The following is a 22,873-nucleotide window of genomic DNA, read 5'->3' as shown; positions in this document are numbered from 1 at the left end:
GAGGCGGGGAGCGGGGATTGCGCGAGTTCACCAACCCTCCGTTGGCGTTGGCACCGCCGGTGGGCGGTCTGGCCGACGTTGTCTTCCGGCATGCGCAGGAGGACCCGCTGCACATCGCGCTCGGCCGCAAGGACGAGACGGGACAGTGGCGGGACGTGACCGCCGCCGAGTTCCGCGACGAGGTCCTCGCCCTCGCCAAGGGCCTGCTCGCCCAGGGCATCCGCTTCGGCGACCGCGTCGCGATCATGTCCCCCACCCGCTACGAGTGGACTCTCTTCGACTTCGCCCTGTGGACGATCGGTGCCCAGGTCGTGCCGGTCTACCCCACGTCCTCCGCCGAGCAGTGCTTCTGGATGCTGTACGACGCCGAGTGCACGGCGGCCGTCGTCGAGCACGAGGACCACGCGATGACGATCGCCACCGTCATCGACAGGCTGCCGCAACTGCGCAAGTTGTGGCAGCTGGACGCCGGCGCCCTGCAGGAGTTGTACGAAGCCGGTGCCCACCTCGACGACGAGGTGGTGCACCGGCACCGGCAGGCGGTCACCCCCGACTCGGTCGCGACGATCATCTACACGTCGGGCACCACCGGCCGCCCGAAGGGCTGCGTCATCTCGCACGGCAACTTCATGTACGAAGCGGACACGGTCATCGAACGCTGGGAGCCGGTGTTCCACTCCAAGAGGGGCGACGAGGCGGCGACCCTGCTGTTCCTGCCGCTCGCGCACGTCTTCGGACGGATGGTCCAGGTCGCCGCGATCCGCGGCAAGGTCAAGTTCGGCCACCAGCCGCAGCTGAACGCGGCCGCCCTGCTGCCCGACCTGGCCGCCTTCAAGCCGACGTTCTTCCTCGCCGTGCCCTACATCTTCGAGAAGGTGTTCAACGCGTCCCGCCGCAAGGCCGAGAAGGAGGGCAGGTCCGGGGCCTTCGAGAAGGCCGTCGAGGTCGCGGTGAAATACGCGGACGCGGTCGAGGCGAAGGCCTGGGGCATCGGGCCCGGCCCCTCGGCGGGGCTGCGCATGCAGCATCAGCTCTTCGACAAGCTCGTCTACTCCAAGGTGCGCGCCGCGATGGGCGGCCGGATCCGGCAAGCGATGTCGGGCGGCTCGGCGATGGACCGCAGGCTCGGACTGTTCTGGGCGGGCGCGGGCGTTCACATCTACGAGGGCTACGGCCTCACCGAGACGACCGCCGCCGCGACCGCCAACCCGCCGGAGCGCACCCGCTACGGCACCGTCGGCCGGCCCATCCCCGGCATGACCGTGCACATCGCGGACGACGGCGAGATCTGGCTGCGCGGCGAGAACGTCTTCCAGGGCTACCTCAACAACCCCAAGGCCACCGACGAGGCCCTGCACGACGGTTGGCTCGCCACCGGCGACCTCGGCTCCCTCGACGAGGACGGCTACCTCACCATCACCGGCCGCAAGAAGGAGATCCTGGTCACCTCCGGCGGCAAGAGCGTCTCCCCCGGCCTGCTGGAGGAGCGGGTGCGCGACCATCCGCTGGTCGCCCAGTGCATCGTCGTGGGCAACGACCGCCCCTACATCGCCGCCCTGGTCACCCTCGACCAGGAGGCCGTCGAGCACTGGCTGGCGATGCGCGCCAAACCGCGGATGTCCCCCGCCGAGCTGGTGCGCGACGCGGACCTGGAGGCGGAGGTACGACGGGCCGTGGTCGCCGCCAACACACTGGTCTCGCAAGCCGAGTCGATCCGCACGTTCCGCATACTCGCCCAGCCGTTCACCGAGGAACACGGCCTGCTGACCCCGTCGCTGAAGCTGAAGCGCAAGGCGATCGAGAACGCCTACGCGGGCGAGGTCGAGGCGCTGTACCGGGCATGAGGCTCCATATCGGCACACTCCGTCCGGTTCCGCCTGATTCCTACTGATTCCCCGGTCAGGAATGCATCACGGCTCGTGATCGTTGACGATGGGTGGTACCACCCGACGACAACCGTAAGGATCAAGAGCTCGTGAGCAGCAAGGTCCCCCCGATCATCCTCAACAACGGCGTCGAGATGCCCCAGCTGGGATTCGGAGTCTGGCAGGTGCCGGACGACGAGGCCGAGCAGGCGGTCACCACCGCGCTGGAGGCCGGGTACCGCAGCATCGACACAGCGGCGATCTACGGCAATGAAGAGGGCACCGGCAAGGCGATCGCGGCCTCCGGCATCCCCCGCGAGGACGTCTTCGTCACCACCAAGCTCTGGAACAGCGACCAGGGATACGACTCCACGCTGCGCGCCTTCGACACGTCGCTGGCCACGCTCGGCCTGGAGTACCTCGACCTGTACCTGATCCACTGGCCGCTGCCGTCCGCGGACAAGTACGTCGACACCTACCGGGCGTTCGAGAAGCTCCTGGCCGACGGCCGCGTCCGCGCCATCGGTGTGTCCAACTTCCTTCCCGAGCACCTGGAGCGGCTGATCGCCGAGACGTCCGTCATCCCGGCGGTCAACCAGATCGAGCTGCACCCGCACCTGCAGCAGCACGTCTCCCGCGAGTACCACGCGGAGCAGGGCATCGCCACCGAGGCATGGTCGCCACTCGGGCAGGGCAAGGGGCTCCTGGAGGTTCCGGCGATCGTCGCCATCGCCCAGAAACACGGCCGCACCCCGGCCCAGGTCGTGCTGCGCTGGCACCTCCAGGTCGGCAACGTCGTGATCCCGAAGTCCGTCACCGCGTCCCGGATCAAGGAGAACATCGAGGTCTTCGACTTCAGCCTGGACACTGAGGACCTCGCGGCGATCAGCGCGCTGAACGAGGACCGTCGGCTGGGCCCGGACCCCGCGACGTTCGACATCGGCTGACCTTTCCCGGCCTCGCGCCCCGGGGCCGTGTACGCCACCCGGGCGGGGGACGGACGCGGCCACGTCGGCGGACCGGCGCGGACCCACATGGTAGGGACACCTTATTAACGGATTTGCCTACCGAAGGGTCCTCTCTCAGTGCACCTCCGGACACTGACCCTCACCACGCTCCCGGCCGCCGCCCTGCTGGCCGCCGGGCAACTACCGCTCCCCGCGAGCGCCTACGGCACCCCGCACCCGACGTCGGCCAGTGAGGGCTCGGTGGGCGCGGCCGACCTGCTCGCGAAGACGGCGTCCTGCACGCGGATCTCCCACGGCCGGTACCGCACCGACATGAACACCCGGGCCACGATCCCGGTGTGCGGCACGAAGGGCGCCGTGTTCTGGAAGGCCGACATGGACATCGACTGCGACGGCCGGCGCACCGCGAACTGCAACGAGCGGACCGACCCCTGGTTCCTTCACGACACGGCGTTCCACCAGTCCGACGGCAGGCCGCTGCGCTCCGACGCACTGCCGTACGTCGTCGTCCCCGGCGCCAGCGGCATCTGGAACCACGCCCGCGCGGGCGTCAGGGGCGGCGGTGTGGTCGCGGTGATCCACGGCGGGAAGGTCCGGTACGCCGTCGTCGGCGACACCGGCCCCACGAAGATCATCGGCGAGGCGTCGTACGCCACCGCACGGGCCCTCGGCATCGACCCGGATCCCGCGACGGGCGGCGCGGCCTCCGGGGTGACGTACATCCTGTTCAGGAACTCCCGGGCGTTCCCCATCGAGAGCCACACAGCGGCGGTGGCCGAGGGCGAGCGGCTGGCGAAGCGGTTCCTCCGCGACAACTGACGGCGCGGACCCGTCAGTTGGGCTGTCCGATCGGGCGTACGACGACGGTGTTGATATCGACGCCGGGGGGTTGACCCATGGCCCACACGATGGAGTCGGCGATCTGGTCGGCGGTGAGCAGATGCCCGGGCGGCAGGCTTCCGTAGCTGTCCCAGAACGGTGTCTCCACCCGGCCGGGCGCGATCAGGGTCACGCCGACACCGAACTCCGTCACCTGCCGGCGGGTGTTCTCGGCGAGACCGGTCACCGCCCACTTCGTCGCCCCGTAGACGTTGCCGGGTGTCGGCACGAACCCGGCGACACTGCCGACCAGCACGATCCGGCCGCGGGTCTCCTTGAGGGCGTCGATCGAGGCGCGGATGAGCAGCGCGGGGCCGAGGACGTTGGTCAGCACCATCTCGGTCCATCCGGCGAGGTCGCCCTCCGCGACGGAGTCGTGGGTGGCGAAGCCGGCGTTGGCGACGACGGTATCCAGTCGACCGTATTCCTTGATCGTACGGTCGACGGCCGACTGCACACTGCCGTACTCGGCCGCATTGCCGACGAGCGTCAACAGACCGTCGGGGCGGCCCAGTTCCTCGGCGAAGCCGCGCAGCCGTTCCTCGCCGCGGCCGGTGACGGCCACGCGGTGGCCGTCGTCGAGCAGCCGCCGGGCGACCGCGGCGCCGATGCCGCTGCCGCCGCCGGTGATGAGCGCGACCGGAGAGTCGTTCATGGTTCCCCCTGGGACTTCGCTGGAACTCGCGTATGGGTGGATGCCGGAGAGTCCATCAGTTGGAGCGCTCTCGAAGTCAAGGGGCACCGGAGGAGGGGTGCCAGTCGGCCTCGGCAGTGCGGGCACGTCCGGCGAGACCAGGGGTGGCGATGTGCACCTGGCCGCCGTTCCCGGTGAACCGGAGTCGACTTCAGCCCGTACGCACAGCCGTGTACACCGTATGCGCCGCCAGCAGGAACACATCCGGCCGACGGTGCACGCTCGCCCGGTCCTCGGGATCGACGAGACGGTCGAGGGTCGTGCGGTCGGTGGCGTCGAGGTGCTCGCCGATGACGTCGCGGCGACGGGCCAGGGACGCGGCGACGTAGGCGCGGGCCCGGTCCGTGGTCGGTGCAGGCAGGTCGAGGAGGAAGCTGCGCGTGCCCGTCGGCCTCAGGCCTACGGCGGTCATCAGCGCCGGCCAGTCCTCGGTCTCGGCGACGGCGCCGGGCAGGTCGGCGCGCATCTTCGCGAACCACTCCTCCTCCACAGCGTCGAGGCGTGCCTGCAGTCCGGGCCGCCCGATGCCGATGTCGCGGGGCAGGAACCGGGCGGACAGGCCGCCCTCCAGGAGCGCGAGCGTGCCGCCGGGCGCGAGCCGGGCCGCGAAGGCGGCGAGGGCGGCGCGCTGGTCGCCGAGGTGGTGCAGGCTCCGGCTGGCCCACAGCAGGTCGGCGGGATAGTCCAAGTCGTCGAGGACGCCCGGTAGTTCACCGGCGAGGGTGTCGAAGCGGTCGGCGACGCCGAGCCGGCCGGCCCGGGCGCGGGCGCGTTCCAGCAGCGGCTCGGTGCCGTCGACGGCGACGACGCGGGCGCCGGGGAAGGCGTCGGCGAGCAGACAGGAGACGACACCGGGTCCGCTCCCCGCGTCGACGATCAGCCCCGGCTCGGTCTGCTTGTGACCGAGCCACGCCAGGGCGCGCTCGTACAGGGGTGTGAACAGCTCCGCCTGGTTCTCCAGCAGTGGGGCCATCTCGTTCCAGTCGATGTCCGTGTCGCCGTGCCCGTGCCCGTGCCCGTGCCCGTGCCCATGGCTGTGCCCGTGCCCGGGACCTTGGTCGGCATCGTGATCGTGTTCGTGCGCCATGGGAGTCAGCCTCTCGTCCGGATGCCACCAGCGTGCGCCGACGCACCGCCGCGAGGCCACCGCTGTTGCCGCGACAGCAAAACCCGCGTCGGCGCGGCAAGGCGGGCGGCCGCGAAAATGAGGGGCGCAATTGGGCGCGGGCGCCCATGATGCTCGTATGGACGACGAGCTGGTGGAGCGTTTCCTCACGGACGGGTTCGTGAGGATCGAGGCCGCCTTTCCGCCGCGCGTCGCCGAGGACTGTGCCCGGCTGCTGTGGCGGGAGACGGGGTACGACGCCGGGGACCCGGCCACCTGGAAGGACCCGGTGCACTGGGTGGCGGGTATGGCGCAGGGGCCGTTCGCGGCTGCCGCCAACTCCCCCGTCCTGCATGAGGCGTTCGACCTCCTGGTCGGCGAGGGCCGCTGGGCGCCTCGGTATTCCCTGGGCAGCTTCCCGCTGAGGTTCCCGCACGAGGAGGAGCCCGACGACGCGGGCTGGCACGTCGAGGGCAGCTACCTCCCCGAGGGCGCCTCGATGTATCACACGAACCTGCGTTCCAGGGACCGCGCGCTGCTGATGCTGTTCCTGTTCACCGAGGTCACAAAGGCCGATGCCCCGACCCGGATCCGGATCGGCTCGCATCTCGACGTGCCGCCGGTGCTGGAACCGTACGGCGAGGAGGGCGCCTCGTTCATGGAGCTGGGCCCGAAGGTGGCTCAGGCCTGCGCGCACCGTCCGCTCGCTTACGCCACCGGCCGCCCCGGGGACGTCTACCTCTGTCATCCCTTCCTGGTGCACGCCGCCCAGCCGCACCACGGCACGCGGCCCCGTTTCATGGCGCAGCCGCCGTTGTATCCGGCGGTGCCCTACGAGTTGGAGCGAGCGGACGGGAACTACTCGGCGGTGGAGTTCGCGATCCGCCGGGGTCTGGCCCGCGAAGGCTGACCCCGGCGGATCACTCAGGGAATCAGAGCGCCGGGTAGGCGTTCTTCATGAGCTCCTGGAACTGTGCGGAGAACCAGTGCCCCGACAGCGGGGAGTTCGGCAGGGCGCCGGACAGGTTGTTGCCGTTGCGCGGGTTGCCCGTGTAGGTGGGGTCGCACATCCGGTCGAAGCCCTTGCCCTCGTCGTTGTCGATGGCCTGGCTCGAACCGTCGGACTCGCCCGGGGGCTTCATCCACACGTACGCGTCGATCCCGGTGGCCGGGTTGGCCTGCGGGCGCTCGCCGAGGCCGGCGCCGGACTGGTTGCACCAGTTGCCGATGTGGATGCGGCGGTCGTAGCGGCCGCCGTTGACGTAGTCGTCCACGCTGGTCGTGGCACCCGGTCCGGCGGGCCGGGCGGTGCCGCCCCAGCCGTTGCGGGAGGTGTCGATCAGCATGCCGATGCCGGAGTTGAAGCCGGTCGTGACCAACTGGTTGCGGAAGGCCTGGGCGAAGGACAGCTCGTCGACGTAGCGGTTCCAGTCGACCCACTTGGACTCGCGGACCGACTTGCCGGCCACGGAGTCGTTGATGGTGAAGTTGTTCTCCTTCAGGGCGCTGTAGTTGGCCGTGTTGGTGATGAAGCCGTGGACGTCGTTGACGGTGGCGCCCTCGCTGGTCGCCGCCTCCTTCATCACGGTGGCGCTGGCGGCGAAGTTGTCGTCCCAGCCGATCCAGCCGTGGTGCCCGGCGTCGATGTAGTTGTAGACGTTGGCCACGTCACCGAGCTTGTTCAGGGCGTAGCCGACGCCCTTCTGGTAGTTGCCGTTGGCCTTCATCACGTCGCACTGCGGGGTGGCCGTCGGACGGCTGCCGGTGTTGGTGACGAGGTTGGGCAGCGAGTCGATCTCGATGGTGGTGACGATCCGCAGCGCGGCGTACTTGGGGTCGGCGAGGATCGCGGCGATCGGGTCGATGTACTGCGTCTTGTACTTGTCGATCTCCGTCGGGCCGAGTTCGCCGTTGGAGGCGAGGGCCGCGCAGTCGCGTCCGGGCAGGTTGTAGATGACCAGCTGGACGACGAGTTCGCCGGAGCCCTTCTGCGTCAGGGCCGTGTCCAGGTGGTCGCGCAGGCCCATGCCGCCGTTCACGCCGTTGATGGCGGCGATCCGGTCCAGCCACACGCCGGTCGGCTGGTTGGAGATACGGCTGCCGCCCGGCTCGGCGGCGGCCTTCGCGGCCCACTCCGGGTTCACGTACACCTTGGCGCCCGAGTACGGGTTGTCGACCTTCGGGCCGGTCGGGTCCGGCGGATCGGTGGGGCCGCCGCTGCCGTCGTCGACGTTGCAGGTCACACCGTCGAGGGTGAAGGTGGCCGGGATCGCGTTGCTGCCGCTGTAGGTGCCCTGGAAGCCGAAGCTGGTCGAACCGCCGGTGGCGAGCGAGCCGTTGTAGGACTCGTTGGCTGCGGTGACGGCGGTGCCGCTCTGGCTGATCTTCGCGTTCCAGCCGCTGGTGACCTTCTGGTTTCCGGCGTACGACCACTTCACCGCCCAACTCGACTTGGCGGCACCGTTGTTGGTGACGGTGACGGCCGCGGTGAAGCCGGTGTCCCACTGGTTCTGCACCTTGTAGTCGACGGTGCACGGGACGGCTGCGGCGCCGACGTCTCCTGGAACGACGGCGAAGGCCGTCCCGGAGGCCCCGGCGACCAGCGCCAGGGCAGCGAGTATCGCGGTTCTGGTACGACTCATGAGTGCGGGTTCCTTCTCGGTTGCGGGTGACTCGATTGCGGGTGACTCGGTGCGGGTTGACTCGGTTGCGGGAGTCAGCCGTTCAGGGCGCGCAGATGGTCGCGAAGCCCGATGCCGTACGTCGTGGGCGTACCGTCGTAACTGGTGATCAGGGCGGGACCGGTGTTGCAGTTCCACGTGTTCCAGGTCCAGCCCAGATACGACAGGCCGTGGTCGTCGAACCACTTCATGACCTGGTCGATGAATCCGTGCGAGCAGGTGTTCTCGCCGATCTCCCCGGCCACGAGCGGCACTTGGGCAGCGACCGGGGCGAGCGTGGAGTTCCAGCAGCTCTCGGTGGAACAGCTGTTGAAGTTGTACACGTGCCAGGCGGCGGCGAGATTGCCCGCAGGGTCGGTGGGCTTGTAGGTGAGCCACTGGCTCAGGTCGTTCGAGTACGCGAGCCCGCCGGCCAGGATCAGGTTCTTGGCGCCGGTATTGCGGATGCTGTCTACGAGATCCTGCATCCCGGCGACCTCATAACCGATACCCGGGCAGGTGCCGCCGTCCCGCCAGCACTGCCACGCCTGGGTGGTCGTGGAGGTGGCGCGGTCCGGGTAGGGCTCGTTGAAGAGGTCGAAGACGACGGTCGGGTCGTCCTTGAAGGTGTTGGCCACCGAGGTCCAGAAGGACGGGGTGTACTGCATGTCGGGCATCGGCTTCTGGCAGCTGGCGTGCACGTCCGAGCAACCGGAGGAGTTGCCGGTGTACAGGCCGTAGGTCCAGTGCAGTTCGAGCATCGGCGTCATACCGTTGGCCTTCACCTTTGCCACCAGGTCCTTGACGGCGTTGATGTAGTTGGCGCCGGCGTACTCGGGTTGGATGTTGGAAAGGCCCAGCCAGCACTCCTCGTTGAGCGGGATGCGGACGGTGTTGGCGTTCCAGTCGGCGATCGCCTTGACGGACGCGTCGTCGACCGGGCCGTCGAAGATGCCACGGCCCTGGACGCACATGAACTCGCCGCCGGACCGGTTCACGCCGAGCATGCGGCGGGTGTCGCCCTCGGCGTCCACGAGCTTGTTGTCCAAGACGCGCAGGACGGGCGCCGTGCCGTCACCGGGATCCGAGGGATCGGTCGGATCCGGGGTGGGCGTCGGTTCGGTGTCGACGTTGCAGGTGGTGCCGTTCAACTGGAACGACGTCGGTACGGCGTTGCTCCCCGTCGAGGAGGCGAGGAACCCGGCGCTGACGCTCGCGCCGGTGCCGAGCGAGCCGTTGTAGCTCTCGTTGGCGGCGGTGACGGTGGTGCCGGACTGGGACCACTTGGCGTTCCAGCCCTGGTTGAGCTTCTGGCCGTTCGCGAGGTCGAAGCTCAGTTTCCAACTGCTCACGGCTGCCGTGTTGTTGGTGATGTGCACGGCGCCCTGGAAGCCGGTGTCCCACTGGCTGGTGATGGAGTACTCCACCGTGCAGGCGGGTGCGGCGCCGGACGCCGTGACCGCCGTAGCGGTCATGGACCCGACAAGTGCGACCGCGCCGGCGACGGCTAAAAGTACTGAACGCGGGGGGTGTCGCATGAGCGACTCCTTGCAGTTCGGGCGCGTCGTGACAGACGCGTCGACTGATGGAATCGCTCCCACTGGTGTCAACGAAGCTAGCGCCAAGTGACGGTAAAGAACAGAGGAGTCACTGACTTTTCCTCAACGTCTCTTGTCGAATCTTTTCGACTCTTCAAGCACCTTGACCCCTTCCACCCCCGTCCTCACTATGGGAGCGCTCCCACTGGTTCAAGCCTTGACATCTCCGAGCCGCAAGGAGGAACCAGCACCATGCCCCCCAGAGCAAGAGGCCGGACTGCTCGGCGTTTGTGGACCGCCGTCGTGGCGGCCTTGGCACTTCCGTTCACCATGGTGAGTACGGGTTCAACTCCCGCGCAGGCTGCGGCACTTCAATGCAGCGTCGACTACAAGACGAACGACTGGGGCTCCGGTTTCACCGCGGACCTGACGATCACCAACCGCGGCACGGACCCCATCGCCGGCTGGACCGTGGCGTACAACTACACCGGCAACCAGAAGCTCAGCGGCACCGGTTGGAACGGCACCTGGTCCCAGTCCGGACAGGCGATCACGGTGAAGAACGCGTCGTACAACGGCACGATCGCCGTCGGTGCCGCTGTCTCCACCGGCGCGCAGTTCACCTACAGCGGCACGAACGCGAATCCGACCGGCTTCACGGTGAACGGGACCAGTTGCACGGGTGCCCACCAGCCGCCGATCACCGTGCTGACCAGCCCGGCCGCGGGCGCGGTCTACACGCAGGGTGACGCGGTTCCGCTCGCGGCGACCGCCGCGGCCGCGGACGGCGCGACGATCAGCAAGGTGGAGTTCTACGACGACACCACCCTGCTCGGCACGGACACGACGGCGCCGTACTCGCTCTCGGCCTCGAGTTTGACCGTGGGCAGTCATTCGCTCCTCGCGAAGGGGTACGACAGCCTGGGCGCGTCCGCGGAGTCCACGCCGGTCGGCATCACGGTCGCGTCGGGTCCCGCGGTGGTGTCCTCGACCAACCAACTGGCCGTCCAGCAGGGCAAGACGGGCACGTTCGACGTGAAGCTGTCGACCCAGCCGTCCGCCAACGTGACCGTCACGACCGCCCGCACCGGCGGCAACACGGGCCTGTCGGTGACCGGCGGAGCCTCGCTCACCTTCACTCCGTCGAACTGGAACACCGCTCAGAAGGTGACCATCACGGCCGACGCCTCCGGCACCGGCGCGGCCGCCTTCGAGTCGACGGCCACCGGTCACGCGAAGTCCACGGTGACGGTGACGCAGATCGCGGCGTCGAAGCAGTACGACGCCCGGTTCCTGGAGCTGTACGGCAAGATCACCAACCCGGCCAGCGGCTACTTCTCCCCCGAGGGCATCCCCTACCACTCGGTCGAGACGCTGATCGTCGAGGCTCCGGACCACGGGCACGAGACCACGTCGGAGGCGTACAGCTACCTCCTGTGGCTGCAGGCGATGTACGGCAAGGTCACGGGCGACTGGACGAAGTTCAACGGCGCCTGGGACATCATGGAGAAGTTCATGATCCCGACCCACGCCGACCAGCCGACGAACTCCTTCTACAACGCCTCGAAGCCGGCGACGTACGCGCCCGAGCTGGACACGCCCAATGAGTATCCGGCGAAACTGGACGCGTCGGTCTCGGTCGGTTCGGATCCGATCGCCGGTGAACTGAAGACTGCATACGGTACAGACGATGTCTACGGTATGCACTGGTTGCAGGACGTCGACAACGTCTACGGCTACGGCAACTCGCCGGGCAAGTGCGAGGCGGGTCCGACGGACACCGGGCCCTCCTACATCAACACCTTCCAGCGCGGCGCGCAGGAGTCGGTGTGGGAAACGGTCCCGCAGCCGACCTGCGACGCCTTCAAGTACGGCGGCACCAACGGCTACCTGGACCTGTTCACGGGTGACGCGTCGTACGCCAAGCAGTGGAAGTTCACCAACGCCCCGGACGCCGACGCGCGCGCGGTGCAGGCCGCGTACTGGGCGGACGTCTGGGCAAAGGAGCAGGGCAAGGGCGGTGACGTTTCCGCGACCGTCGGCAAGGCCGCGAAGATGGGCGACTACCTGCGGTATGCGATGTACGACAAGTACTTCAAGAAGGTCGGCAACTGTGTCGGTCCCACCGCCTGCCCCGCCGGGACCGGCAAGGACGCCTCGATGTACCTCATGTCCTGGTACTACGCATGGGGCGGCGCCACCGACACCTCGGCCGGCTGGGCCTGGCGCATCGGCTCCAGCCACGCGCACGGCGGCTACCAGAACCCGTTGGCCGCGTACGCGCTGAGCAGTTACGCCGACCTGAAGCCCAAGTCGGCGACGGGGCAAGCGGACTGGGCCAAGTCGCTCGACCGGCAGCTGGAGTTCTACCGCTGGCTGCAGTCGGACGAGGGTGCCATCGCGGGCGGTGCGACCAACAGCTGGGCGGGCCGCTACGCGACGCCGCCGGCCGGGAAGTCGACGTTCTACGGCATGTACTACGACCAGCAGCCCGTCTACCACGACCCCCCGTCCAACCAGTGGTTCGGCTTCCAGGCATGGTCGATGGAGCGGGTGGCCGAGTACTACCAGCAGACGGGTGACGCGGACGCCAAGGCGGTCCTCGACAAGTGGGTCGACTGGGCGCTGTCCAAGACCACGGTCAACCCGGACGGCACCTACCTGATCCCGTCGACGCTCCAGTGGTCGGGCCAGCCCGACACCTGGAACGCCACCAGCCCGGGCGCCAACAGCGGCCTGCACGTCACCGTCGCCGACTACACCAACGACGTCGGTGTGGCCGCCGCGTACGCCAAGACCCTGACGTACTACGCGGACCGCTCCGGTGACACCCAGGCCGCCACCACGGCCAAGGCGCTGCTCGACGGCATGTGGGACAACTACCAGGACAGCCTCGGCATCGCCGTCCCGGAGACCCGCGCCGACTACAACCGCTTCGACGACGGCGTGTACGTCCCGAGCGGCTGGACCGGCACCATGCCGAACGGCGACGCCATCAACGCGTCGTCGACCTTCGACTCCATCCGCTCGTTCTACGAGGACGACCCGGCCTGGTCGAAGATCGAGGCATACCTGGCGGGCGGCGCCGCGCCCTCCTTCACGTACCACCGGTTCTGGGCCCAGGCGGACATCGCCCTGGCCATGGCCTCGTACGCGGAGCTCCTCGAATAGTCCCGCCAAGCGCTCCACGGGTTGGGCGGTGTTCGGCTGCGGGTCCGTTGTGGCTGGTCGCGCAGTTCCCCGCGCCCCTTGACGGGCGCACCACTCACCGCGTCTTCTTCGGAACCGCTTGAGAGCTCCGCGTGCGTGGTCTCGTCACCGGACGACGAGGCCGACCGGCCGGGCGGCCCCCACCCGCACTGGGGGCCGCCCGGTCCTCGCACGCTCCCCTCCTGAAAGGCCCCCCGAAAGGCCCTCCTGAAAGGAAGGTCCCCCACCGTGCGAAGAACCCGCATCCTCACCGCCGTGCTGGCACTGGCGGCCGGCCTGCTCGCGGGCACCCCGCCCGCACTCGCCGCCAAGGCCACGAGGCCGGCGATCGCCGCCGACACGTACACCTGGAAGAACGCGCGCATCGACGGCGGCGGCTTCGTCCCCGGCATCGTCTTCAACCGCACCGAGAAGAACCTGGCGTACGCCCGTACCGACATCGGCGGTGCCTACCGCTGGCAGGAGTCGACGAAGACCTGGACACCCCTGCTGGACTCGGTCGGCTGGGACGACTGGGGGCACACGGGCGTGGCCGGTCTGGCCTCGGACTCCGTGGACCCGGACAAGGTGTACGCGGCCGTCGGCACGTACACGAACAGCTGGGATCCGGGCAACGGGGCCGTCCTCAGGTCCTCCGACCGGGGCGCCAGCTGGCAGAAGACCGACCTGCCCTTCAAGCTGGGCGGCAACATGCCCGGCCGGGGCATGGGCGAGCGCCTGGCGATCGACCCGAACAAGAACAGCGTGCTGTATCTGGGCGCGCCGAGCGGCAAGGGCCTGTGGCGGTCGACGGACTCCGGTGTCACCTGGTCGCAGGTGGCGAACTTCCCCAACGTAGGCAACTACGCGCAGGATCCGAGTGACACCAGCGGGTATGCGAGCGACAATCAGGGGATCGCCTGGGTCACCTTCGACGAGTCGACCAGTACGTCGGGTGCGGCGACCAAGACGATCTACGTCGGCGTCGCGGACAAGGACAACGCGGTGTACCGGTCGACGGACGCGGGCGCGACCTGGTCTCGGCTGGCCGGTCAGCCGACGGGATACCTGGCACACAAGGGTGTACTGGATACCGTCAACGGCTACCTGTACATCGCATACAGCGACAAGGGCGGCCCCTACGACGGCGGCAAGGGCCAGCTGTGGCGGTACGCCACCGCGACCGGGACCTGGACGAACATCAGTCCGGTCGCCGAGGCCGACACCTACTACGGTTTCAGCGGGCTGACGGTGGACCGGCAGAAGCCCGGCACCGTCATGGCCACCGCATACAGTTCCTGGTGGCCGGACACCCAGATCTTCCGCTCCACGGACAGCGGCGGGACCTGGACGACGGCGTGGGACTACTCGTCGTATCCCACCCGCTCGAACCGCTACACCATGGACGTGTCGTCCTCGCCGTGGCTGACCTGGGGCGCGAACCCCTCACCGCCCGAGCAGGCCCCGAAGCTCGGCTGGATGACCGAGTCGCTGGAGATCGACCCGTTCAACTCCGACCGGATGATGTACGGGACGGGCGCGACGGTCTACGGCACGGAGAACCTGACCAACTGGGACAACGGAAGCCAGTTCACCATCAGGCCGATGGTGCAGGGCCTGGAGGAGACGGCCGTCAACGACCTGGCGTCGCCGCCCTCGGGCGCCCCGCTGCTCAGCGCCCTCGGCGACATCGGCGGCTTCCGGCACACGGATCTGACCAAGGTCCCGTCGATGATGTTCACCTCGCCCAACTTCACCACCACCACGAGTCTGGACTTCGCCGAGACCAGCCCGAACACGGTGGTACGGGTCGGCAACCTCGACTCGGGTCCGCACGTCGCGTTCTCGACGGACAACGGCGCCAACTGGTTCGCGGGGACGGACCCCTCGGGAGTGAGCGGCGGCGGCACGGTCGCGGCGGCGGCCGACGGCAGCGGGTTCGTGTGGAGCCCGGCGGGCACCGGGGTGCACTACGCGACGGGTTTCGGCTCGTCCTGGGCCGCGTCCAGCGGTATCCCGGCCGGTGCGATCGTCGAGTCGGACCGCGTCGATCCGAAGACATTCTACGGCTTCAAGTCGGGCAGGTTCTACGTAAGTTCGGACGGCGGCGCGACCTTCACCGCGTCCTCGGCGGCCGGCCTGCCGAGCGGTGACAGCGTGCGCTTCAAGGCGCTGCCGGGCACGAAGGGCGACGTGTGGCTGGCCGGCGGTGCGAGTGACGGCGCGTACGGGCTGTGGCACTCCACGGACGGCGGCGCGACCTTCACCAAGCTCTCGGGCGTCGAACAGGCCGACACGATCGGCTTCGGCAAGGCGGCGACGGGAGCCTCGTACCAGACGCTCTACACCAGCGCGAAGATCGCCGGCGTCCGTGGCATCTTCCGCTCCACCGACAAGGGCGCGACCTGGACCCGTATCAACGACGATGCCCACCAGTGGGGTTGGACGGGCGGGGCGATCACCGGTGACCCGCGGGTGTACGGCCGCGTGTACGTGGCGACCAACGGCCGCGGCGTCATCTACGGCGACAGCTCCGACACCGGCGGCGGAACGGATCCGGGACCGGGGCCCGGCCCGACCCCGACCGGCGCCTGCACGGTGACGTACAAGGTCACCAACCAGTGGTCGAGCGGCTTCCAGGCGGACGTCCAGCTGGCCAACACGGGCTCGGCGGCCTGGAGCGGCTGGTCCCTCGGCTGGACCTTCACGGACGGCCAGAAGATCAGCCAGGTGTGGAACGCCGACCACGCCCAGTCGGGTCCTTCGGTGACGGCCAAGAACCTGAACTGGAACGCCAACGTTGCCGCCGGCTCGTCCGTGAGCTTCGGCTTCACGGGCAGCTGGTCGGGGGCGAACACGAAGCCGGCCTCGTTCAAGCTGGGTGATCAGACCTGCGCCGTCGCCTGAACCGGTCGGTGCTCGACCGATGGGTGCGTGTCCGGAACGGCACGCACCCACCGTCGTTCTCTCGTCGTCCTCTTCTGACGGGGACGCTGTTAGCCTGGCCGTTTCGTCGATGAAGGAGGCCTCATGGCGGAGAGTTCGACGCCGGGCCCATTGGGGACGGCAATGCGGGAGGTCGCCTTCCCGGACGGGTCTCGCGGCATCGTGCTGGTGCAGGCGGGCACGTCGCAGGAGGAGGCGGAGCTGTTGGGGGCGCGGCTGTGGGCGGAGTTGCCGGAGCCCGAGGCGTCTGACGAGTAGTCAGACGCCGCTCCTCCTGCATACGGATGCGGCACGGGGCCACTTGAGCGCCACTGAGGCTGGGCGGGGCCACCCTTGGTCCCGCAACCGGCCGACCTCGAAGCTCCGTTGCTCGCAGGTCTCGAGGATGCGGGGGAGGGCGCCCAGGGCCGAGCGCCAGGCGCCCGGGGCGCAAGTGCAGTCGGAGTCGTGGAGCAGGATGGTGCCACCGCCGTCCAGGTCGGTCGTGACGGTGCGGTGGACGGACTCCGGTGTGGCGCGGCCGGTCCAGTCCTCGCCTGCATCATGCCCGGGCCGTCGTACGTCGTCGCGATCCCCGTGCCGACGGCGCAGGCCCACACCGCGCACGCCACGGCGGTGGTGACGGCGAGCCGACGCGCTGCGGGGCGAGGCCGTCGCGCGGGCGGTTTCGGGGTCTCGCCGGACGGGGCCGAAGGCCTGCGGCTGTCACGCCGGCCGCCGTGTGAGTGCCGGCGGGCCGATCCCGCCGACACTCACGACCACGGCGCTTACAGCCCGGACGGCCGCTCTTTCACGTCAGAACAGATGCGCGTTTTCACATGTCACGGGATGTACACCGGCGGCCGCGGGGCCGTGGCCATCCCGTTGCCGATGAAGAAGCTCGGATGCGGCGGCTGATTGTATGCAGTGTTCTGCCACGCCAATGCCGTGCGGTACATCGTGTCGTGCAGCAGGGTCGTGATCTTGGTGCTGGTCTCGGTCGGGGTCGAGTAGATCCGCAGCGCCGTGTTGTCCGACGTCGGCCAGACGACCTCTTCGCGCCAGTCGCCGAGGATGTCGCCGGAGAGGGACGGCGTCGCCTTGGTGCTGTTGTTGGAGTGGACGCCCGAGCCGGTCAGCAGGCGGGTGTCGGAGGACGTGCCGTACTTGTCGATGTGCGTGCCGTCGAGGAGTTCGCGGACGGTGTCGCCGTCCCACCAGGACAGGAAGTTGACGGAGGACGGTTCGCGGCCCTTCGTGGCGCCGGACTCGTCACGGATGGACGTGTCGGAGGCGGACCACACCTCGGCGCCGTCGTTGCCGGCCCAGATGTCGCCCGCGACGCCGCGTCCGTTGTCGCAGCAGGCGGCCAGCTTCCAGTTGACCGTGCCGTTCGCCGGGTTGATGTACAGCTCGGCGGGCTGACTCGTCGACTCCGACACCTTGAAGTACTCCAGGCCCGCGTGCGCGGGGTCGAGATCACCGAGGTGCTGGGCGTCGCCGTGGCCGGTCTTCGTGGTCCACAGGCCGTTGCCGTTGTCGTCGACGGCCATCGCGCCGTAGACGATCTCGTCCTTGCCGTCGTTGTCGACGTCCCCGACGGAGAGGCTGTGAGAGCCCTGACCGTCGAATCCCTTGCCGCTGTTGGTGGAGGAGCTGGAGTCGAAGGTCCAGCGGCGGGTGAAGGCGCCCCCTCGCCAGTCCCAGGCGGCGATGACCGTGCGGGTGTAGTAGCCGCGCGCCATGATCAGGGAAGGGCGGGCGCCGTCCAGGTACGCCGTCCCCGCGAGGAAGCGGTCGACGCGGTTGCCGTACGAGTCGCCCCACGACGAGACGGTGCCGCGGGCCGGGACGTAGTCGACGCTCTGCATCGCCTTGCCGGTCTGACCGTTGAACATGGTCAGGAACTCGGGGCCGGACAGCACGTAGCCGCTGGAGTTGCGGTAGTCGGCCGAGGAGCTGCCGATGACCGCGCCGGTGCCGTCCTTCGTGCCGTCGGCGGTCTTCATGGCGACCTCGGCCTTGCCGTCGCCGTCGTAGTCGTACGCCTGGAACTGGGTGTAGTGGGCGCCGGAGCGGATGTTGCGGCCCAGGTCGATGCGCCACAGGCGGGTGCCGTCGAGCTTGACGCCGTCGACGATCGTGTTGCCGGTGTAGCCGGACTGGGAGTTGTCCTTGGCGTTGGTGGGCTGCCACTTGAGGACGAAGTCGAGGGCTCCGTCACCGTCGAGGTCGGCTACGGAGGCGTCGTTGGCCTCGTAGGTGTAGGCGACGCCGTCGGGGGTGGTGCCGCCGGCGGGCGGGGTGATGGACACGTCCTTGTAGCCGGTGCGGAGTTGGACGGCGTGCACGGAGTCGGTCTGCTCCACGCCGCCGACGATCGCGCGGACCGTGTAGTCCGCCTGGGCGGGCGCGCCGGAGTGGAAGTAGTTCGTGGAGCCGGTGATCGGCGTCGAGTTGACCAACACCCCGGCCCGGTAGACGTTGAAGGAGACGTCGCCGGGGTCGGTGCCGAGCCAGCGCCAGCTGACCAGGTTGCCGCTGTCGGTGTGCACGCTGACGACACCTCGGTCGAGCTTCTCGACCTGGCGGGCGGTGGCGGCCTCGGCGGAGTCGGTACCGATCGTGGCGGTCAGTCCGGCGCCGACGAGAGCCGAGGCGGCGACTGCCGCCGAGACGAGTACGCGGGGTCTGCGGTGCCTACGGGGATGCGGTGTCGGGTGCGGGTGCGGGTTCTGCACGGGGTGAACCTCCAGGGAGGACGGATGGATTCCGTTCCTCCTCAGTCGCCGCCATACCCCTCGAAGTTGCCGTACCTTTCGGCCAATTCGGCGACTGTCCGGGCCATTTTCGCGCGCAGCTCGGGCGGTTCGAGAACCTCGATGCCGGTGCCCAGGCGCAGGAACTCGGCATGGGCGTGATCGAGGGACTCGATGGGTACCGTGGCCACGGTCCAGCCGTCGTCGTCCGTACGTCCGCCGGCCACCGGCTGCCTGGCGAGCCTCACGCCCGGCGCCAGGCGCACCACCGCCTCGCCCTGCTGGAGCCGGGCATGGAAGTCGCGCTGGTACGCCGTCCAGTACGCGCTGAGATCGAAGTCGTCGGGGCGGGTGAACGTCTCGTCGGCGGCCGTGAGTCGGAGGATCTGGTCGACGCGGAAGGTGCGGGGTCCGGGGCCGGCGACGACGTACCAGCGGCCTGCTTTGAGAACCAGGCCGTACGGTTCGAGGCGGCGCTCCACGTCGGTGGGTGTACGCCAACGACGGTATACGATATGCAGGATACGGTTGTGCCATACCGCGTCGGCGACTGTGGCCAGGTACGGCGTCTCGTCCGCGTCCGCGTACCAGCCGGGCGCGTCGAGGTGGAAGCGGCCGCTGATCAGGTCCGCGTGGGCGCGCAGTTCCGGCGGCAGGGCCGCGCGGACCTTGAGCTGGGCGGCGGCCAGGACGGAGCCGAGCCCGAGGTCGGCGGCAGGGCCGGGTACCCCGGAGAGGAACAGGGCCTGCGCCTCCCCCGCGGTGAGACCGGTGAGGCGGGTGCGGTAGCCGTCGAGGAGACGGTAGCCGCCGGCGTGGCCCGCGTCGCCGTACAGCGGGATGCCGGCGGCGCTCAGCGCCTCGACGTCCCGGTAGACCGTGCGGACGGAGACCTCCAGTTCCTCGGCGAGCTGGGCGGCGGTCACTCGGCCGCGGGTCTGGAGCAGCAGCAGGAGGGACACCAGTCGGCTCGACTTCACTGACACAGGATGTCAGTGAATCGGCTCTAGCGTCGCGTCATGGCCTTCACGGAGAAACTGCTGACCGTGCCGCCGCCGATCGAGATGGCCGGGCGGCAGATCAAGCGCTACCACGTCACCACTGACCCGGCGGGCATCGCGCCCGACGTGGAGAAGGCGGCGTACGAGATCCTGCCGGAGTTGCTGCCGGAGCCGGACGGGACGCCGCCGGCGACCTTCGTCGTACTGCACCGCGGTGGTGACGACGGCGCCTATCTGAACGCGTACAGCTGGGTGTGGGACAACGTCCTGCACTTCCGGGGCGCCGCGGCGGGCCAGCCCGTCCTCGGCTGTCCGGACGCCGACCCCACGCACTTCGTCACGCCGGACCTGCCGTGGATCGGCTGTGTCTGGGAGCTGCCGCCGATCCTGCACGAACGGGACGCCTGGGTGCGGCACCTGCTCACCCCGGAGATCCAGGATCTGGACGCCTACTTGACCGATTCCCTGCCCGCCGGAACCACTGGAGACCGCTGATGAGCAGCCCGCACGACTTCGACTTTTTCCACGGCGAGTGGGAGGTCCGCCATCGCCGCCGCACCGACTTCCTCGACCCGGAGAGCAGTTGGGAGGAGTTCGGGGCGACGAGCCGCTGCTGGAGCCTGTTCGACGGGAGCGCGAACATCGACGAGATCGACATGCCGCATCTGGGGTCGAAGGGGCTGACGCTGCGGCTCTTCGACCGGGAGAGCCGGCAGTGGTCGCTGAACTGGTCCTCCAGCCGCAGCGGAAAGCTGTTCCCGCCGGTGACCGGCCGTTTCGAGGGCGGCCGCGGTGAGTTCCACGGCGACGACACACACGACGGCAAGGAGGTGCGGGTTCGGTTCGTGTGGTCGGGGATCTCCGCCACCACGGCCCGCTGGGAGCAGGCCTTCTCGGTGGACGGCGGGGAGACCTGGGTGACCAACTGGTACATGGACTTCAGTCGGCCTTCCGGAACGCCAGCACAGTGAACACGGGGTCGGGGCGCGGCCGGTCCTGGTCGGGCAGCGCCGCCAGCCGCGCGGCGAACCGTTCGGCGAGCGGATCGCCGGGCGGCAGCCGCGTGAACCAGCCGCGCCGCAGGTCCGCGATCGTACTGCGCGGGCTGCGGCCCTGACCGAGGCCGGGGAAGCCGGCCCGTGCGGCAAAATCCAGTCCACAGTCGACTGCATACGATGTGATGGTCTCCGCGGCGTCCTGGGCGGGGCGGCGCGGGCGTGGCGCGAGGACCGCGTCGATGTCGCTGTCCACGTCGTGCGCGGCGGCCTTGTCGGCGGTGGTGACGTACACGCCGCCGGGTCTCAGGACGCGGGCGCACTCGGCGACGACCGACCGGACGTCACCGGGCCCGTCGAGCAGGTGCAGCAGCCACACACTGGTGACGGCGTCGAACGTGCCGTCGGGAAACGGCAGCCGGCGGCTGTCCGCGAGGACGATCGCCCCGGGCAGCCGACCGGCCGCTATCCGGGCCATCCCGTACGCCAGGTCCGCGCCCGTCACCCGCAGGGCGGGCCGAGCCGCCGCAAGGCGCCGGGTCACGATCCCCGTGCCGCAGGCGACGTCGAGGAGGCGGCGGGCGCCGGCGGGGACCAGGCCGAGGACGGTGGCGGCGGCCGCGGCGGCTCTGGGCTCGCCACCGCGGGTGGCGTCGTAGGCGTCGGCCTCCTTGTCGTAGTCCAGCACCTGTGTCACTGGGCTCCGTGGCCGGGGGCGAGCGCCTCCACTTTCCTCGCGAGCTCGAAGTCCAGCTCGGTCACGGCCCCGCCCACGCTGTGCGTGTTCACCGTCAGGGAGACGCTGTTGTAGCCGAGGGTGAGATCCGAGTGGTGGTCGAGCTCATCCTGGACCTGGGCGATGTGGACGACCATCGCCGTGGCGGCGAAGTGCGTGCCGAGCCGGTAGGAACGGGCGAGGCGGTCCCCGTCGAGCGACCAGCCCGGCAGCTCCGCGAGCCGGTCCTCGATCTCCTTCTGCGACAGCGGTTCCACGGGCATGGTCGCGCTCCTTCCTGGATGCCAGATACTTCCTCAGCCTGCCACATCCGGGCCGCTTCGGCCCTGGTCACGGCCCTGGTCAGGAGGGTTCCCGATGGTCGGCCGCTGCGGCTGCTTGTCGACTGCGGCTGTTTCTCGACTACGGTCGTCCGTATGACCATTCTCGCGTCCGGTTCCGCCGCGTCCATGGGCACCCCCACCGACAGGGGTGTGGGCCCGCTGTTGCGGGCCTGGCGGCAGCACCGGCGGGTCAGTCAGCTGGAGCTGGCGTTGCGTGCCGACTCCTCTGCCCGGCACATCAGCTTCATCGAGACGGGCCGTTCCCGGCCGAGCGAGGAGATGGTGCTGCGGCTGGCCGAACACCTGGACGTCCCCGTCCGCAAGCGCAACGCCCTGCTGCTGGCGGCCGGTTACGCACCGCGCTACCCGGAAACCCCGCTGGACGACCCGGCGCTGGACGCCCTGCGCGAAGGCATGGAGCGCCTGATCCAGGGCTACGAACCGTATCCGGCCCTCGTGGTGGACGCGATGTACAACGTCGTCACGGCCAACCGGGGCATCCTGATGCTTCTCGACGGCATCCCGGAGGCCCTGCTCGCGCCGCCGCTGAACGCGATGCGGCTGACCCTGCACCCGCAGGGTCTGGCGCCGCGCATCCGCAATCTCCATGAGTGGCGCGGACATCTGCTGGCGCAGATGGAGCGGCAGATCGCCCTGCACCGCTCGGATCAGCTGCGGGCGCTGTACGAAGAGGTTGCCGCGTACCCGGTGCCGCAGGCGGCGGCCGACGGGCGGGACGGACAACATGCCGAGCCCGTCCCCTACTTCGCCCTGCCGATGCAGATCGAGCACGAGGGCCGAACGCTGTCGTTCATCTCGTCCATCTCCACCTTCAACACCCCCATGGACGTGACCGTCGCCGAGCTGGCCATCGAGACCTTCCTCCCGGCCGACCCGGCGACGGTCAAGTTCCTTCACTCGCTGATGTCCTGACGGGCCCTCAGGGCGGCGTGCTGCAGCAGGGCGAACCCGGCGACGGTGAGTGCCTGAAGCACGGTCCACACGGCGCCGGCCGTGGTCGGCGACAGCCACAGACCCAGGGCGACGAAACTCAGCGCCGCCCAGGCGAGGTTGGCCTCGATCACGGCCCGAACCGGCAGCGCGGCCGGGCGGATCCCGGACCGGAGTGCGCCGGCCCGGAATCCGTTCCACCACGATCCCGCCCGCCGACGCCACCGTCGATTACCCCGGAGGTAATCCCGGTGCCGTTGAAGCGCCTTGCGCCCGCCCGCCGGG

The 22,873-nt window shown here is 69.3% G+C and carries 18 protein-coding genes and 1 pseudogene; 10 read left to right on the top strand and 9 right to left on the bottom strand.

Annotation, left to right across the window (positions count from 1 at the left end; genetic code table 11):
* Positions 1-17: 17 nt before the first annotated feature.
* The 3 genes from ACFYO2_RS14925 (at position 18) to ACFYO2_RS14915 (ending at position 3,652) form a co-directional block, all read left to right on the top strand.
* Complete coding sequence (locus tag ACFYO2_RS14925; RefSeq protein WP_388348529.1) at positions 18-1,844, top strand: AMP-dependent synthetase/ligase; 1,827 nt, start codon at positions 18-20, stop codon at positions 1,842-1,844.
* A gap of 131 nt (positions 1,845-1,975) precedes the next feature.
* Positions 1,976-2,812, top strand: coding sequence for an aldo/keto reductase (locus tag ACFYO2_RS14920; protein ID WP_388348527.1), 837 nt, complete (start codon positions 1,976-1,978; stop codon positions 2,810-2,812).
* Positions 2,813-2,950: 138 nt separating this feature from the next.
* Positions 2,951-3,652, top strand: a complete 702-nt coding sequence (locus ACFYO2_RS14915) for a glycoside hydrolase family 75 protein (protein ID WP_388348525.1) — start codon at positions 2,951-2,953, stop codon at positions 3,650-3,652.
* 13 nt (positions 3,653-3,665) lie between these two features.
* On the opposite strand, the gene ACFYO2_RS14910 is transcribed toward ACFYO2_RS14915, so the two are convergent.
* Positions 3,666-4,367, bottom strand: a complete 702-nt coding sequence (locus ACFYO2_RS14910; protein ID WP_388348523.1) for an SDR family oxidoreductase — start codon at positions 4,365-4,367, stop codon at positions 3,666-3,668.
* 190 nt (positions 4,368-4,557) lie between these two features.
* A complete protein-coding gene (locus ACFYO2_RS14905; RefSeq protein WP_388348521.1) occupies positions 4,558-5,493 on the bottom strand; it encodes a class I SAM-dependent methyltransferase in 936 nt (311 codons plus the stop codon).
* Positions 5,494-5,650: 157 nt separating this feature from the next.
* Here ACFYO2_RS14905 and ACFYO2_RS14900 point away from each other — a divergent pair, with 157 nt between their 5' ends.
* Positions 5,651-6,421 (top strand): phytanoyl-CoA dioxygenase family protein, encoded by a 771-nt coding sequence (locus ACFYO2_RS14900; protein WP_388348519.1) that lies wholly within the window; start codon positions 5,651-5,653, stop codon positions 6,419-6,421.
* A 22-nt stretch (positions 6,422-6,443) separates the two neighbouring features.
* Here the strand turns inward: ACFYO2_RS14900 and ACFYO2_RS14895 are convergent, their stop codons facing one another.
* Both ACFYO2_RS14895 and ACFYO2_RS14890 read right to left on the bottom strand, forming a co-directional pair.
* Positions 6,444-8,153, bottom strand: a complete 1,710-nt coding sequence (locus ACFYO2_RS14895) for a glycoside hydrolase family 6 protein (protein WP_388348517.1) — start codon at positions 8,151-8,153, stop codon at positions 6,444-6,446.
* 74 nt (positions 8,154-8,227) lie between these two features.
* Positions 8,228-9,709 (bottom strand): cellulase family glycosylhydrolase, encoded by a 1,482-nt coding sequence (locus ACFYO2_RS14890; protein ID WP_388348515.1) that lies wholly within the window; start codon positions 9,707-9,709, stop codon positions 8,228-8,230.
* A gap of 252 nt (positions 9,710-9,961) precedes the next feature.
* On the opposite strand from ACFYO2_RS14890, the gene ACFYO2_RS14885 reads away from it, so the two are divergent.
* The 3 genes from ACFYO2_RS14885 (at position 9,962) to ACFYO2_RS14875 (ending at position 16,102) form a co-directional block, all read left to right on the top strand.
* Positions 9,962-12,880 (top strand): glycoside hydrolase family 48 protein, encoded by a 2,919-nt coding sequence (locus ACFYO2_RS14885; RefSeq protein WP_388348513.1) that lies wholly within the window; start codon positions 9,962-9,964, stop codon positions 12,878-12,880.
* Positions 12,881-13,147: 267 nt separating this feature from the next.
* Positions 13,148-15,805, top strand: coding sequence for a cellulose binding domain-containing protein (locus ACFYO2_RS14880; protein ID WP_388348511.1), 2,658 nt, complete (start codon positions 13,148-13,150; stop codon positions 15,803-15,805).
* A gap of 123 nt (positions 15,806-15,928) precedes the next feature.
* Positions 15,929-16,102, top strand: a complete 174-nt coding sequence (locus ACFYO2_RS14875; protein ID WP_388348509.1) for a hypothetical protein — start codon at positions 15,929-15,931, stop codon at positions 16,100-16,102.
* Between the two features lie 563 nt (positions 16,103-16,665).
* Here ACFYO2_RS14875 and ACFYO2_RS14870 read toward each other — a convergent pair.
* Both ACFYO2_RS14870 and ACFYO2_RS14865 read right to left on the bottom strand, forming a co-directional pair.
* The gene (locus ACFYO2_RS14870) at positions 16,666-18,564 is read right to left on the bottom strand and encodes a rhamnogalacturonan lyase (RefSeq protein WP_388348507.1); all 1,899 of its coding nucleotides are present in this window, start codon (positions 18,562-18,564) and stop codon (positions 16,666-16,668) included.
* A 41-nt stretch (positions 18,565-18,605) separates the two neighbouring features.
* Complete coding sequence (locus ACFYO2_RS14865; protein WP_388348505.1) at positions 18,606-19,562, bottom strand: helix-turn-helix transcriptional regulator; 957 nt, start codon at positions 19,560-19,562, stop codon at positions 18,606-18,608.
* 39 nt (positions 19,563-19,601) lie between these two features.
* On the opposite strand from ACFYO2_RS14865, the gene ACFYO2_RS14860 reads away from it, so the two are divergent.
* The gene (locus tag ACFYO2_RS14860; protein ID WP_388348503.1) at positions 19,602-20,078 is read left to right on the top strand and encodes a hypothetical protein; all 477 of its coding nucleotides are present in this window, start codon (positions 19,602-19,604) and stop codon (positions 20,076-20,078) included.
* Positions 20,078-20,554, top strand: coding sequence for a hypothetical protein (locus ACFYO2_RS14855; RefSeq protein WP_388348501.1), 477 nt, complete (start codon positions 20,078-20,080; stop codon positions 20,552-20,554). The genes ACFYO2_RS14860 and ACFYO2_RS14855 overlap by 1 nt, the downstream gene beginning before the upstream one ends.
* Here the strand turns inward: ACFYO2_RS14855 and ACFYO2_RS14850 are convergent.
* On the bottom strand, positions 20,523-21,266 hold the full coding sequence (locus tag ACFYO2_RS14850; RefSeq protein WP_388348631.1) for a class I SAM-dependent methyltransferase: 744 nt from the start codon (positions 21,264-21,266) through the stop codon (positions 20,523-20,525). The two genes, ACFYO2_RS14855 and ACFYO2_RS14850, sit on opposite strands and share 32 nt — an antisense overlap.
* A 5-nt stretch (positions 21,267-21,271) precedes the next feature.
* Positions 21,272-21,577, bottom strand: coding sequence for a 4a-hydroxytetrahydrobiopterin dehydratase (locus tag ACFYO2_RS14845; RefSeq protein ID WP_388348499.1), 306 nt, complete (start codon positions 21,575-21,577; stop codon positions 21,272-21,274).
* 153 nt (positions 21,578-21,730) lie between these two features.
* Here ACFYO2_RS14845 and ACFYO2_RS14840 point away from each other — a divergent pair, with 153 nt between their 5' ends.
* A complete protein-coding gene (locus ACFYO2_RS14840; protein ID WP_388348497.1) occupies positions 21,731-22,570 on the top strand; it encodes a helix-turn-helix domain-containing protein in 840 nt (279 codons plus the stop codon).
* Here the strand turns inward: ACFYO2_RS14840 and ACFYO2_RS14835 are convergent.
* Positions 22,552-22,749, bottom strand: a pseudogene (locus ACFYO2_RS14835) (hypothetical protein); the annotation flags it as partial. The gene ACFYO2_RS14840 and the pseudogene ACFYO2_RS14835 sit on opposite strands and share 19 nt — an antisense overlap.
* Positions 22,750-22,873 lie beyond the last annotated feature (124 nt).

It is taken from the genome of Streptomyces sp. NPDC006602 (genome assembly GCF_042870385.1).
Lineage (GTDB): Bacteria > Actinomycetota > Actinomycetes > Streptomycetales > Streptomycetaceae > Streptomyces.
Note: the sequence above shows the minus strand (reverse complement) of the source record. Positions and strands in the feature narration are given on the sequence as shown.

Bases quoted from the DNA above. Each gene is read 5' to 3' on its own strand.
- ACFYO2_RS14905 (WP_388348521.1), bottom strand. From the start codon at position 5,493: ATGGCGCACGAACACGATCACGATGCCGACCAAGGTCCCGGGCACGGG.
- ACFYO2_RS14875 (WP_388348509.1), top strand. From the start codon at position 15,929: ATGGCGGAGAGTTCGACGCCGGGCCCATTGGGGACGGCAATGCGGGAG.
- ACFYO2_RS14900 (WP_388348519.1), top strand. From the start codon at position 5,651: ATGGACGACGAGCTGGTGGAGCGTTTCCTCACGGACGGGTTCGTGAGG.
- ACFYO2_RS14885 (WP_388348513.1), top strand. From the start codon at position 9,962: ATGCCCCCCAGAGCAAGAGGCCGGACTGCTCGGCGTTTGTGGACCGCC.
- ACFYO2_RS14910 (WP_388348523.1), bottom strand. From the start codon at position 4,367: ATGAACGACTCTCCGGTCGCGCTCATCACCGGCGGCGGCAGCGGCATC.
- ACFYO2_RS14845 (WP_388348499.1), bottom strand. From the start codon at position 21,577: ATGCCCGTGGAACCGCTGTCGCAGAAGGAGATCGAGGACCGGCTCGCG.
- ACFYO2_RS14895 (WP_388348517.1), bottom strand. From the start codon at position 8,153: ATGAGTCGTACCAGAACCGCGATACTCGCTGCCCTGGCGCTGGTCGCC.
- ACFYO2_RS14840 (WP_388348497.1), top strand. From the start codon at position 21,731: ATGACCATTCTCGCGTCCGGTTCCGCCGCGTCCATGGGCACCCCCACC.
- ACFYO2_RS14860 (WP_388348503.1), top strand. From the start codon at position 19,602: ATGGCCTTCACGGAGAAACTGCTGACCGTGCCGCCGCCGATCGAGATG.
- ACFYO2_RS14855 (WP_388348501.1), top strand. From the start codon at position 20,078: ATGAGCAGCCCGCACGACTTCGACTTTTTCCACGGCGAGTGGGAGGTC.
- ACFYO2_RS14890 (WP_388348515.1), bottom strand. From the start codon at position 9,709: ATGCGACACCCCCCGCGTTCAGTACTTTTAGCCGTCGCCGGCGCGGTC.